Origin of the sequence: Parahaliea mediterranea, from assembly GCF_017255185.1 — a bacterium.
GTDB lineage: Bacteria > Pseudomonadota > Gammaproteobacteria > Pseudomonadales > Halieaceae > JAFKCZ01.
The window spans coordinates 206077-219397 of sequence record NZ_JAFKCZ010000009.1 but is presented as its reverse complement, the minus strand read 5'-3'; the positions used below and the strand labels follow the sequence as shown (position 1 = coordinate 219397).

Below are 13321 nucleotides of genomic sequence, written 5' to 3'. Positions count from 1 at the left end.
GGGCACCTGGCGTTGCAGGGTGTTGAAGCGGATACCCGGACGCAGGGCGGAACGGGCCGTTTTCAACAGCCTGTAAATACAGTTTCCAGCGGAGCCTGTGTGGGCGGCCGCGTGAACACCCGGGCGCGGGTCGCCCGACTCTTTTCGGATTGTGAGGAATAACCATGCAGGTCTCTATTGAAACGACTTCGGGTCTGGAGCGTCGTTTAACCGTCGGGGTACCCGCCGAGCGTGTCGACAGCGAAGTCGATTCACGGCTGCAAAAGGCGGCCGGCAATGTCCGTCTGCCGGGCTTCCGCCCGGGCAAGGTGCCGATGAAAATCATGCGCCAGCGCTTCGGTCAGGGCGTGCGCCAGGAAGTGCTGGGCGAGGTCATGAGCCAGTCCTTCCAGGAGGCGGTGGTGCAGGAAAAGCTGCGCCCCGCCGGCCAGCCGAGCATTGAGCCCAGAACCCTGGAGGCCGGCAAGGACCTGGAGTATGTGGCCACCTTCGAGGTGTTCCCGGAAGTGGACCTGGTGGAAATGAAAGATTTCGCCGTGGAAAAGCCGGTTGCCGAAGTCACCGATGAGGACGTCGATAACATTATCGAGGTGTTCCGCAAGCAGCAGGGCAGCTGGGACGAGGTCGAGCGCGCCGCGCAAGAGGGCGACAAGGTCAATATCGACTACGCCGGCACCAAGGACGGCGAGGCTTTCGAGGGCGGTAGCGCGGAAGGCTCCGACCTGGAACTGGGCTCCGGGCGCATGATCCCGGGTTTTGAGGACGGCATCGTGGGCATGAAAGCCGGCGAGGAAAAAACCCTCTCCCTGACCTTCCCCGAGGATTACCACAACGAGGACCTCAAGGGTGCCGCCGTGGAGTTCGCGATCAAGCTCAACAAGGTCACCGCGCTGACTCCCGCCGAGCTGAACGAGGACCTGTTCAAGCTTTACGGCGTGGAAGAGGGCGGCGAGGAGCAGTTCCGCAAGGAAGTGGGCGAGAACATGGCCCGCGAGCTGAAAAACGCCATCGAGGGCAAGGTCAAGCAGCAGGTAATGGACGCCGTGATCGAGGCCCACGAGGCGCTGGAAGTGCCCCGTGCGCTGATTAGCCAGGAGGTCGACGTGCTGCGCCAGCAGACCTTCCAGCAGTTCGGCGGCGCGGCCCAGAACCTCGACCTGAAATCGCTGCTGCCCGACGAGATGTTCGCGGAGAACGCCGAGCGCCGGGTCAAGCTGGGTCTGATCCTGTCGGAGATGATCAGCCAGTTCGAGCTCAAGGCCGACCCCGACCAGGTGCGCGCGACCATCGAGGAAATGGCATCCACTTACCAGGAGCCGGAAGAGGTGGTCAACTGGTACTATTCAAACCAGGAGCAGCTGTCTTCCGTAGAATCCAAGGTATTGGAAGATGCGGTGGTTGAAAAACTGCTGGAGAGTGCCCAAATCACTGAGCAGGAGTGCAGCTATCAGGAGGCGATCGGCCAGGCACGGCCGGAAGCCTGAGGCGCGCTCCCCGGGGCGGCCGCCGAGGCCGCCCCTCCACACCCAAAATTCATCACGGGGACGCGACCAAATGCCAAACCAGTTCGACGGTTACAACAAGAACACCATCAATAACCTGGGCCTTATACCCATGGTGGTCGAGCAGACCTCCCGGGGCGAGCGTTCTTATGATATCTATTCCCGCCTGCTCAAGGAGCGGGTGATTTTCGCCGTGGGGCCGGTCGAGGACCAGATGGCCAACCTGATCGTGGCGCAACTGCTGTTCCTGGAGTCGGAAAACCCCGACAAGGACATCCACCTCTACATCAACTCGCCCGGCGGGTCGGTGACGGCGGGGCTGTCCATCTACGACACCATGCAGTTCATCAAGCCCGACGTCAGCACCATGTGCATCGGCCAGGCCGCTTCCATGGGCGCCTTCCTGCTGTGTGGCGGCGCGAAGGGCAAGCGCCTGTGCCTGCCCAACGCGCGGACCATGATCCACCAGCCCAGCGGCGGCGCCCAGGGCCAGGCGACGGACATCGATATTCACGCCCGGGAAATCCTGATTATCCGCGAGCGACTGAACCAGTTGATGGCCGAGCACACCGGTCAGGATATCGCGACTATCGAACGCGACACCGAGCGCGACCGCTTCATGAACGCCGAGCAGAGCCGCGAATATGGCCTGATCGACGCGGTGGTAACCAGCCGCTCGGCCGCCAGCCAGTAAGTCGCGGGCCGACCCCGAGAGAATGGCCGGGCTTGCAAAGCCGGGTAAAAAACATCATCTTAGGGTCGTAGCACGCGAAGTTTCGATAGGAAGTACGTAGGTCGATTGAATGAGTGACGAAACCACCAAATCCGGCGATGATGGCGGAAAACTGCTGTACTGCTCGTTTTGCGGCAAGAGCCAGCATGAAGTACGCAAGCTGATCGCCGGACCATCGGTCTTCATTTGCGATGAATGTGTCGATCTCTGCAACGATATTATTCGCGAAGAAGTCCAGGAAAGCGGCTCCGACGCCAAGCAGGAGCACCTGCCGGTACCCCGGGAAATCAACGAGATCCTGGACGAGTATGTGATTGGCCAGCAGCGTGCCAAAAAGGTACTGTCTGTCGCCGTGTACAACCACTACAAGCGTTTGCGCCACGGCCAGGGCCGCGGCGAGGACGTGGAGCTGGGCAAGAGCAACATCCTGCTGGTGGGCCCCACCGGCAGCGGCAAGACCCTGCTGGCGGAGACCCTGGCGCGCCTGCTGGACGTGCCCTTCACCATCGCCGACGCCACCACCCTCACCGAGGCGGGCTACGTGGGCGAGGATGTGGAGAACATCATCCAGAAGCTGCTGCAGAAGTGCGACTACGATGTGGAAAAGGCCCAGGTGGGCATTGTCTATATCGACGAGATCGACAAGATCTCGCGCAAGTCCGACAACCCCTCCATCACCCGCGATGTGTCGGGGGAGGGTGTGCAGCAGGCCCTGCTCAAGCTGATCGAGGGCACCGTGGCCTCGGTGCCGCCCCAGGGCGGCCGCAAGCACCCGCAGCAGGAATTCCTGCAGGTCGACACCTCCAATATCCTGTTCATCTGTGGCGGCGCCTTCGCCGGCCTCGACAAGGTGATCCGCAACCGCTCGGAAAAGGGCGGGATCGGTTTCGGCGCCGAGGTCAAGAGCAAGGATGAGAGCCGCAATGTCGGCGAGTTGCTGTTCGACCTCGAGCCCGAGGATCTGGTGCAGTACGGCCTGATCCCCGAGTTCGTGGGGCGTCTGCCGGTAATCGCGACCCTGGAGGAACTGGATGTCGCGGCGCTGGTCAAAATCCTGACCGAGCCCAAGAACTCCCTCACCAAGCAGTACAGCAAGCTGTTCGAGATGGAGGGGGTCGAGGTGGACTTCCGCGAGGACGGCCTGCGCGCCATCGCCGAGCGCGCCATGGAGCGCAAGACCGGTGCCCGCGGCCTGCGCTCGATCCTCGAGGGCGTGTTGCTGGACTCCATGTACAACATCCCCTCGCGGGATGATGTCAGCAAGGTGGTGATCGACGAATCCGTGATTCGCGGCGACTCCGAGCCCCTGCTGGTGTACCAGAACAGCGAGCCCGCGGCCCGCGCGGCGTCCACGGACGACTAGCGGGACCTTCCGCGCACTCCGGGCCATCCCGGGGTGCGCCCAGGGGCGAAGCAGGCAGGGCGACCCTTGTGTTGTCCCCATACGGCCCCATATAACGGTATTGGCCTGATATTCCCCCCCAACCCGGAGATTACTATGGGTGCTTCCTCAGTCATCGAACTTCCCCTGTTGCCGCTGCGCGATGTGGTGGTCTACCCGCACATGGTGCTGCCGCTGTTCGTCGGCAGGGAGAAATCCATCGAGGCGCTGGAAGACGCGATGGCCAGTGACAAGCAGGTGCTGCTTGTCGCGCAGCGCGATGCCGCCGACGACAACCCCGGCGCCGACGACATTTACCAGGTGGGCACCGTGTCCAATATCCTGCAGCTGCTGAAACTGCCGGACGGCACCATCAAGGTGCTGGTCGAGGGCGGTTACCGCGCGGTGGTCGACAGCGTCGACGACGAGGGCGCCTTCGCGGTGGCGGGGGTGCGCGAGATCGAGAGCGACGAGATTCCCGAGGACGAGGTCGAGGGGCTGTTGCGCTCCACCGTCGGCCAGTTCGAGAAATACGTCAACCTGAGCAAGAAAGTGCCCGCCGAGGTGCTGACCTCGCTGACCGGCATCGACGAGCCCGGCCGCCTGGCGGACACCATCGCCGCCCACATGAGCGTGGATCTGGAAGAGAAGCAAAAGATTCTCGAGATGTCCGATATCCGCGCCCGCCTGGAGCACCTGATGGGCCTGATGGAGGCGGAGATCGACCTGTTCCAGGTGGAAAAGCGCATCCGCGGCCGCGTCAAGAAGCAGATGGAGAAAAGCCAGCGCGAGTACTATCTCAACGAGCAGATGAAGGCCATCCAGAAGGAACTCGGCGAGATGGACGAGGCGCCGAACGAGCTGGATGAGCTGCAAGGGCGTATCGACGAGGCCAAAATGCCCGAAGAGGCGCGCGACAAAGCGCTGTCCGAGCTGTCGAAGCTGAAGATGATGTCGCCGATGTCCGCCGAGGCCTCGGTGGTGCGCAGTTATATCGACTGGATGGTGTCGGTGCCCTGGGCCAAGCGCAGCAAGGTCAAGCACGACCTCAAGCGCGCCGAGGTCATTCTCGACGAAGACCATTACGGGCTCGAAGAGGTGAAGGAGCGCATTCTCGAATACCTCGCGGTGCAGAAGCGCGTGCGCAAGGTGAAGGGGCCGGTGCTGTGCCTGGTGGGCCCGCCCGGGGTCGGCAAGACCTCCCTCGGCGAATCGCTGGCTCGCGCCACCAACCGCAAGTTCGTGCGCATGGCCCTGGGTGGTGTGCGCGACGAGGCCGAAATTCGCGGCCACCGCCGCACCTACATCGGTTCCATGCCCGGTAAATTGCTGCAGAAAATGGCCAAGGCCGGGGTGCGCAATCCGCTGTTCCTGCTCGACGAGATCGACAAGATGGGCATGGATCACCGGGGCGATCCCGCCTCGGCGATGCTCGAGGTGCTGGACCCGGAGCAAAACCACGCCTTTAACGACCACTACCTGGAGGTGGACTACGACCTCTCCGATGTGATGTTCGTGTGTACCTCCAACACCATGAACATCCCCGGTCCGCTGCTGGACCGCATGGAAGTGATCCGTATTCCGGGTTACACCGAGGACGAGAAGGTCAACATTGCCCGGCGCTACCTGATCCCCAAGCAAATCAAGCGCAACGGCCTGAAAAAAGATGAAATCGAGATGCCGGAAGACACGGTCATCGACATCATCCGTTACTACACCCGCGAGGCCGGCGTGCGCGCGCTGGAGCGCGAAATCGCCAAGGTGTGCCGGAAAATGGTCAAGGCCATTGCTCTCGGCGACAGCGAGGGCGGGGCGGTGACGCGCGAGATGCTCAGTGACCTGCTGGGCGTGCGCAAGTTCAACTTCGGTATCGCCGAGGAAGAGAACAAAATCGGCCAGGTCACCGGTTTGGCCTGGACCTCGGTCGGCGGCGAGCTGCTGACCATCGAGGCGGTGTCGGTGGCCGGCAAGGGGCGGCATGTGAAAACCGGCTCACTCGGCGACGTCATGCAGGAATCCATCCAGGCGGCCACGACCGTGGTGCGCAGTCGTTCCCAGGTGCTGGGTATCAACGCAAGTTACCATGAGAAACACGACGTGCACATTCATGTTCCCGAAGGTGCCACTCCCAAGGATGGCCCCAGTGCGGGGATCGCTATGTGCACCGCGCTTGTGTCGGTGTGCACGGGTATTCCGGTACGCGCGGACGTGGCCATGACCGGCGAAATCACCCTGCGTGGCGAGGTGTTGCCGATCGGTGGCCTGAAGGAAAAACTGCTGGCCGCGCGACGCGGCGGCATCAAGACCGTGATCATTCCCAAGGAAAACGAACGCGACCTGAAGGAAGTTCCGGACAACATCAAGGAAGATCTCGAGATTCGCGCGGTCAAGTGGATCGACGAAGTGCTCGCCATTGCATTGGAGTACATGCCGGAACCGCTCACCGACGAAGAGTACCTGGCCGGCACGATCACCGGCTCGTCCGAGGAGGAACAGGGTGAGCAAAGCCGCATAAACACGCATTAAACGGGGGCTCGCGGTTGACCGTTGTCAGGGCTCTGGTATAAAGTCAGCCGTCTGAATGAGTGACCGTGGGGCCGGGTTTTTACACTGCTCACCCAGTTATTTCCCGGCTCTGTTTCATCGCGAAGTGTCGACCGTACACTCTGAAGAAAGCCCGCGGCTCCACCCGCGGGGTCAACTAGAACTTCACCTATAACTTCCAAGGGGATAAGTGTGAACAAGACCGAACTTATTGATGCAATCGCGGCGGCTGCCGATCTGCCCAAAGCCTCCGCTGGCCGTGCCCTGGATGCCGTCGTAGACAGTATCACCGAGGCACTCGCCAAAGGTGACCAGGTTTCCCTGGTTGGTTTCGGCACGTTTGCCGTCAAGCACCGCGCCGCGCGCGAAGGTCGCAACCCGCAAACCGGGCAGACCATCCAGATTGCCGCCTCCAATGTCCCCGGCTTCAAGGCGGGCAAGGCGCTGAAAGACGCGGTAAACTCCTGAGCCAATAGGCTCGAACCCGGCGGCACTCGCCCCTCGTAGGCGCAGCCACCGGCTTGCAGCAACCTCAAAAGCGCACTACCCAGTGCGCTTTTTTGTATAAAAGCGCACTGGTTTTTTAACGGACTCCCCAAAAATGCTCCAGGACATACGCCAGAATATTCAGGGTACCGCGGCCAAGATCGTGGTATGGCTCATTGTTATCGCCTTTGCCGGCTTTGGTATCGAATCCATCTTGCTCGGTGGCGGTAGCTCGGGTGTCGCCGAGGTCAATGGGGAGGAAATCAGTCCCCAGGAAGTGCAGCAGATGGTTAATACCCAGAAGCGGCAGTTGATCGCCATGCTCGGGGAGAATATCGACCCGGCACTGCTCGACGACCAGCGACTGAGCGGGCAGGCCCTGGAGGGCATCATACAGCGGCGCTTGCTGGCACAGTCCGCCGGGGATATGAAACTGACGGTATCCGAGAGCGAACTCGGACGCATTATCGCTGGCATGGAACAGTTCCAGATGAATGGCGAGTTTTCCCCCGAAGTGTACAAAAGCGCACTGGCCCAGGCCGGGTTCACGCCGTCGTCCTTCAAGGCCGGCCTGCAACAGGACCTGGTCATCAACCAGTTGCGCAGCGGCCTGGTGGGCAGCGAGTTTGCCACGCCCGCCGAGCTGGATCTGACCGCGAGCATCGTGGCCGAGCAGCGCGATGTGCGCTACCTCACCATACCCTACGACAGCGCGCAGACAGACGTGCAGGTCGGCGAGGAGCAGATCGAGGCCTATTACCGCGAGAATGAATCCGATTTTTACAGCCGCGAGACCGTTGTGCTCAACTACATTGAGCTGGCGCTGGAAGACTTTTTCGAGCCCGTGGACGAAAACGAGCTGCAGTCGCTCTATGAGCAGGAAAAGAACAGTTACCAGTACCGCACCGAAAACCGGGTTTCGCATATCCTGCTGACCCGGGGCGAGGGCGAGAGCGACGCGGATTTTTCCGCCCGGGTATCAGCCGTGCAGAGCGCCCTGGATGGCGGCGAGGCATTCGCCGCGGTGGCAGGGGAGTATTCCGACGACGTGGGCTCGGCCTCCGCCGGTGGCGACCTCGGGTTTAGCGGTGGCGATGCCTTCCCCGAGGCAATGGAAGAAGCGATTGCCAGCCTTGAGGTCGGCGCGGTGTCGCCGCCGGTGGAGACCGATGCCGGCACGCACTTTATCCAGGTGACCGAGCGCCGTGACGGCGACGCGCCCAGCCTCGCCGAGCTGCGCCCCGAGCTGGAGCAACGCATTCGCGAACGGGAGGCCAGGGCCCGCCTGTTGAGCGCGGTCGAGGAGCTGCGTGATATCGCCTTCAACGCGCAGGATCTCGAGGGGCCGGCCGCGGAGCTGGACCTGGAAGTACAGCGCAGCGAGCCCGTGGCGCGCAACCAGCTCGACGGCCTGTTCGCCAGTCCGTCGCTGCTGTCCGCGGCGTTCTCCGAGGATGTGCTGGAGCTGGGGCACAACAGCGAAGTGGTGGAGCTGAGCCCGCGGCAGTTTGTGGTATTGCGGGTCGCCGAACACAACCCTCCGGCGCTGCAGCCGCTGGATAGCGTGCGTGAGGACATTGTCGCGACGATCACCGAGCGGCAGGTGCGGGAGGCCATCAGCGCGCGCGCCGAGCAGGCCGTGGCTCGCCTTCGCCAGGGTGAATCAGTGGAAGACGTGGCGGACGATCTGGGGTACGAGTGGCAGCTTGAAATTGGCGCCGAACAGGACGCCGGCATGTTGCCTCCGGCAGTGGCGGCGGCCGCGTTCCGCCTGCCCGCGCCGGCGGAGGGCGAGACCCGGGTCGACTTTACACTGACCGCTGCCGGGGATGCGCAGGTAATCGAGGTGTCCCGGGTTAGCCCCGGTAGTTACGCCAGCCTGTCGGCCCCGCGCCAGCAACAGCTGCGACAACAAATCGGCCGCGAGTTGGGCGAACTGGTGCTGCGGGAGTACCAGCAGGGTCTGCGCAAGGCCGCGGACATTACGGTTTATTAAGGATGAACATGGCCAATCGGATCCTCACTCTCAATCAGATCTCGGTGCGCGGCCTCGACCGCCTGCCGCGGGAAAGCTACGAAATCGCCAGTGAGTTCTCGCATCCCGAGGCGATCCTGTTGCGCAGCCACAAGTTGCAGCCGGCGGACATTGCCGACTCGGTGTTGGCAATCGCCCGCGCCGGGGCGGGGGTCAACAACATCCCCGTCGAGGAATGTACGCGCCGCGGCATCCCTGTGTTCAACACGCCCGGCGCCAACGCCAACGCGGTCAAGGAGCTGGTGGCCGCCGGTCTGCTGCTGGGTTCCCGCGGAATTGTCGCCGGCAGTGAATACGTACACACCCTCGGCGAATTCACCGACAAGGGCGAGCTGAACAAGACCCTGGAGGCCAACAAGAAGCGCTTCAAGGGCAATGAACTGCACGGCAAGACCCTCGGTGTCGTGGGGCTTGGAGCCATCGGTTCCCTGGTGGCCGAGATGGCCCTGACCCTGGGCATGGAGGTCGTGGGCTACGACCCCGCCCTGTCCGTCGATGCCGCCTGGCGCCTGCCCAGCGAGGTACGCAAGGCCGAGGCGCTATCGTCACTGTTCGCCCGCTGTGACTACGTGACGCTGCACCTGCCGGTGTTGGACTCCACCCGCGGCCTGGTGAACGCGGAGCTGTTGAGCGCGATGCAGCCCCACGCCTGCCTGTTGAACTTCGCCCGCGAGGAAATCGTCGACGAGGCCTCCCTGATCCAGGCCCTCGATGCCGGGCAGCTGCGCAAATACATCGCGGACTTCCCGACCCCGGCCCTGATCGGTCGCGACGACGTTATCCTCACGCCGCATATCGGCGCCAGCACTGACGAAGCCGAGGACAATTGCGCGGTGATGGCGGCGGACCAGCTGCGAGATTTCCTCGAAAACGGCAACATTCGCAATTCGGTCAATTTTCCCACGCTGTTGTTGGAGCGGGTCGGCGGCTGCCGCCTGGCGGTCACCAACCAGAATGTACCGAGAACGCTCAACAGCGTGTTGACGCTGCTCGCCGAGCAGAACATTAACGTGATCGACATGCTCAACAAGAGCCGGGACGAGGTCGCCTACAACCTGATCGACATCGACACCACGCCACCGGAAGCGCTGCTGTCGCAGATGCGCGGCCTCGATGGCGTTACCAGCGTTCGCCTGATCGGCGATTGCGGGAAGTAACCCGGACCGGTCGAAAGAAGGCGATGGTCGAATGAATTCGACCCTACACGGGAGGCGGCTCACCCTGTAGGGTCGAATTCATTCGACCATCACGCCCCCGCACCCTGTAGGGTCGAATTCATTCGACCACCACGCCCCGCACCCCGTAGGATCGAATTCATTCGACCACCACGCCCCCGCCCCCTGTAGGGTCGATTTCATTCGACCACCCCGTTACCGCCCCATCACGCCTCGTCAATCACCGTCTCCACCGGCAACGTGGCCCCGGCCGAAACGTACAAGGCCCGCTCGTCCTCGCTCAGCTCTCCCGCGCCGCTCCAGGGCAGCAAACGCTGGTCGGCGTACTGGTGGAAGTCCAGGAAGGGGTACTTGATGATGTCGAAGTAGGGCGAATAGTCGAAGTCGCTGGGAGTGCACAGCTTCGGATTGCGCATATAGAGCTTGTAGCGATCGCCCTCCAGCCGTTTGACCAGTGGCAGTATGGGAAACTGTATGCTGCCGAAAGCCTCCGCGATCATGGTCGAACACACGGTGTGGGTACTGGCGCCGGGATTGCTTTTAAACAGGCTGGAGCGCCAGCGACGCGGAAGTATCCACCAGGGAAACAGGAAGCGCGCGAGGTCGAATATCTGTCGCACGTCGTAGGCGGAGCCCAGCCTGCCGATGGCATAGGCGATAACCTGCTGGCTGTCGTGAAAGCCCAGATTGCGCGGCCGGCAGATACGCAGGTGTTCGCTCTCATAGGTGGTCAGCGGGCGCACCACCGTCCCCAGTCCGAGTTCGCTCTCGATGATTAACTGCTTGTCTGCCGTGCCGATATAGTGATGGCGCAGCAGATCCTTCAGCAGGGGGTCTTCCAGGTCGTGCAGGCGGCCGATGTAGAGCGCCGCGTGGGACCAGCTGCTCTGGGTAATCAGCTTGATAACCTCGCTCACCCGGGAGCGGCCTTCCACGAGAATGACATCGCAGGGTTTGACCTCGTGGCGAATGCGCTCAAAGTCGCTCAGCGGGGTGCTGGGGAGCGGGCGTTTCTTTTGCAGCCACCTAACGAGTCTTTTGCGCGTCCAATTGATCATGCTGTCCCTTGAGAAGCTATACTGCCCCGTTATAACGCAGCCGGAGTATGTATGCCAGAGCCAGCCGACACGCCAGACCCCTTGCGCTCACTGGAGCGGCAGGTCAAGGGGCGCCGCAACTTCGACGAACCGCCCATTCACCTGTGGAATCCGCCGCTGAGCGGCGATATCGATATCGAAATTCGCGCCGACGGCAGCTGGTGGCACGAGGGTGACCCGATCCGTCGCGAGGCCATTGTGCGCCTGTTCGCCAGTATTTTGCGGCGGGAAGACGACGGGGAGTACTACCTGGTTACGCCCGCTGAGAAATGGCGCCTGCGGGTGGAGGCTCATCCCTTGACCATTATTGAGATCGAGGCCGGCGCGGACGGGGAGGAGGGCGTCTATACCGCGACCCTGAACACCGGCAAACGTTATCCCATCGACGCGGAGCATCCCCTGTTTCTCGACCGCGAGCGGGACGGCGTGGCGGGGATACGCCTGCCCCACGGACTGAGCGCCCTGTGCACCCGCCCCGCCTGGTACAGGCTGGTGGAGCAGGCCGAGGAAGTGGATGGCGTTCCCGCCATCCGCAGCAGCGGAAATACCTGGCCCCTGGCGTAGATCGAAGAGCCTGCTCCCCTCTTTTTTTCCTAAAAAGGGGTCAGTACCCTTAATGCGATAAAAGGGCTCTGACCCCATTTCGGACCCCATTTCGTCATGTGATAAAAGGGCTCTGACCCCTTTTTGGGTTTACATGTTGGGGTAGTTCGGGCCGCCGAAGCCCTCCGGGGTTACCCAGGTAATGTTCTGGGCCGGGTCTTTGATGTCGCAGGTCTTGCAGTGCACGCAGTTCTGCGCGTTGATCTGGAAGCGCTGGCCGGCTTCGTCCTCCACGATCTCGTAGACACCCGCGGGGCAGTAGCGCTGGGCGGGCTCGTCGTACATCGGCAGGTTTTGGGCCAGGGGAATGTTCGGGTCCCTGAGCTGCAGGTGGCAGGGCTGGTCCTCTTCGTGATTGGTGTTGGACAGGAACACCGAGGACAGGCGGTCGAAGCTGATGGTGTTATCGGGCTTCGGATAGTCTGGCTTTTTGCACTGGGCCGCCGGTTTCAGCGTTGCATAGTCCGGCACGGTGTCGTGCAGGGTGAAGGGCAATTTACCGCCGAAGATATTCTGGTCGATCCACACCATCGCGGAACCCATCAGGGTGCCCAGCTTGTGCATGAAGCCGGAGAAGTTGCGCGTGCTGTACAGCTCCTGGTGCAGCCAGGAACCTTCAAGCTTGGTGGCAAAGCCGGCGAGGTCGCGCGGCGCGGACTCGCCCTGGGCCAGCGCCTCGACCACTGCTTCCGCGGCCAGCATGCCGCTCTTCATGGCGGTGTGGTTGCCCTTGATCTTGACGCTGTTCAGGGTGCCGGCGTCGCAGCCGATCAGCAGGCCGCCGGGGAAATGCATCTTCGGCAGCGAGTTGAGGCCGCCCTTGGCGATCGCGCGGGCGCCGTAGGTCAGGCGGGTGCCGCCCTCGAGGTACTTGAGGGTCTCCGGGTGATGCTTCCAGCGCTGGAATTCCTGGAAGGGGGCCATGTGCGGGTTGGAGTAGTTAAGGTCCGCGATCAGGCCCAGGTACACCTGGTTGTTCTCGGCGTGGTAGAGGAAGGCGCCGCCGCTGGAACCGGTTTCGCTCAGGGGCCAGCCCAGGCCGTGCACCACCAGGCCGGGCTGGTGTTTCTCCGCGGGAATTTCCCAGATTTCCTTGAGGCCGATGCCGTAGTGCTGGGGGTCCTTGCCCTCGCTCAGGGCGAATTTGTCGATCAACTGCTTGCCCAGGTGGCCGCGACAGCCTTCGGCAAACAGCGTGTATTTGGCGTGCAGCTCCATGCCCGGCATATAGCTGTCTTTCTGCTCGCCGCCGGCGCTGATGCCCATGTCGCCGGTGGCGATGCCCTTGACGCTGCCGTCTTCGTGGTAGAGTACTTCGGCCGCGGCGAAGCCGGGATAGACTTCAACCCCGAGCCCCTCGGCCTGTTCCGCCAGCCAGCGGCAGACATTGCCCATGGACACGATGTAATTGCCATCGTTGTGGGTGGGCTTGGGAATCATGAAGTTGGGCAGCTTGATGGCGCTCTTGTCGCCGGTGTAGAAGAAAAAGCGGTCCTCGGTGACCTCGGTCGCCAGCGGCGCGCCTTGCTCTTTCCAGTCGGGGAACAGCTCGTTCAGGGCGCGGGGTTCCAACACCGCGCCGGAGAGGGTGTGAGCGCCGACCTCGGAGCCTTTTTCCACCAGGCAAACCGTGATTTCCTGTTCTTTCTCCTTGGCCAGTTGCATGATGCGGCAGGCGGCCGACAGCCCCGCGGGACCCGCGCCAACAACGACAACATCAAACTCCATGCTTTCTCGTTCCACAACCCTGTCCTCTTTGTATTTG

The 13321-nt window shown here is 62.4% G+C and carries 10 protein-coding genes; 8 read left to right on the top strand and 2 right to left on the bottom strand.

What is annotated here, in order from left to right; translation table 11 throughout:
- Positions 1-164 precede the first annotated feature (164 nt).
- The 7 genes from tig (at position 165) to JYP50_RS13955 (ending at position 9838) form a co-directional block, all read left to right on the top strand.
- Positions 165-1484, top strand: a complete 1320-nt coding sequence (gene tig / locus JYP50_RS13985; protein ID WP_206561163.1) for a trigger factor — start codon at positions 165-167, stop codon at positions 1482-1484.
- A 70-nt stretch (positions 1485-1554) separates the two neighbouring features.
- Positions 1555-2196 (top strand): ATP-dependent Clp endopeptidase proteolytic subunit ClpP, encoded by a 642-nt coding sequence (gene clpP / locus JYP50_RS13980; protein ID WP_206561162.1) that lies wholly within the window; start codon positions 1555-1557, stop codon positions 2194-2196.
- Positions 2197-2305: 109 nt separating this feature from the next.
- Positions 2306-3598, top strand: coding sequence for an ATP-dependent Clp protease ATP-binding subunit ClpX (gene clpX, locus JYP50_RS13975; RefSeq protein ID WP_206561161.1), 1293 nt, complete (start codon positions 2306-2308; stop codon positions 3596-3598).
- A gap of 135 nt (positions 3599-3733) precedes the next feature.
- On the top strand, positions 3734-6142 hold the full coding sequence (gene lon / locus JYP50_RS13970) for an endopeptidase La (protein WP_206561160.1): 2409 nt from the start codon (positions 3734-3736) through the stop codon (positions 6140-6142).
- Positions 6143-6352: 210 nt separating this feature from the next.
- Positions 6353-6628, top strand: a complete 276-nt coding sequence (locus JYP50_RS13965; RefSeq protein WP_206561159.1) for an HU family DNA-binding protein — start codon at positions 6353-6355, stop codon at positions 6626-6628.
- 133 nt (positions 6629-6761) lie between these two features.
- On the top strand, positions 6762-8642 hold the full coding sequence (locus JYP50_RS13960) for a SurA N-terminal domain-containing protein (RefSeq protein WP_206561158.1): 1881 nt from the start codon (positions 6762-6764) through the stop codon (positions 8640-8642).
- Between the two features lie 8 nt (positions 8643-8650).
- Complete coding sequence (locus JYP50_RS13955) at positions 8651-9838, top strand: phosphoglycerate dehydrogenase (RefSeq protein ID WP_206561157.1); 1188 nt, start codon at positions 8651-8653, stop codon at positions 9836-9838.
- A 224-nt stretch (positions 9839-10062) separates the two neighbouring features.
- On the opposite strand, the gene JYP50_RS13950 is transcribed toward JYP50_RS13955, so the two are convergent.
- Positions 10063-10914, bottom strand: coding sequence for a hypothetical protein (locus tag JYP50_RS13950; RefSeq protein WP_206561156.1), 852 nt, complete (start codon positions 10912-10914; stop codon positions 10063-10065).
- Positions 10915-10965: 51 nt separating this feature from the next.
- Between JYP50_RS13950 and JYP50_RS13945 the strand changes: the two genes are divergently transcribed.
- A complete protein-coding gene (locus tag JYP50_RS13945) occupies positions 10966-11517 on the top strand; it encodes a DUF1285 domain-containing protein (protein WP_206561155.1) in 552 nt (183 codons plus the stop codon).
- A 129-nt stretch (positions 11518-11646) separates the two neighbouring features.
- On the opposite strand, the gene JYP50_RS13940 is transcribed toward JYP50_RS13945, so the two are convergent.
- Positions 11647-13299: a 4Fe-4S dicluster domain-containing protein gene (locus tag JYP50_RS13940; protein WP_206561154.1), complete on the bottom strand. Its 1653-nt coding sequence runs from the start codon at positions 13297-13299 to the stop codon at positions 11647-11649.
- Between the last annotated feature and the right edge of the window lie 22 nt (positions 13300-13321).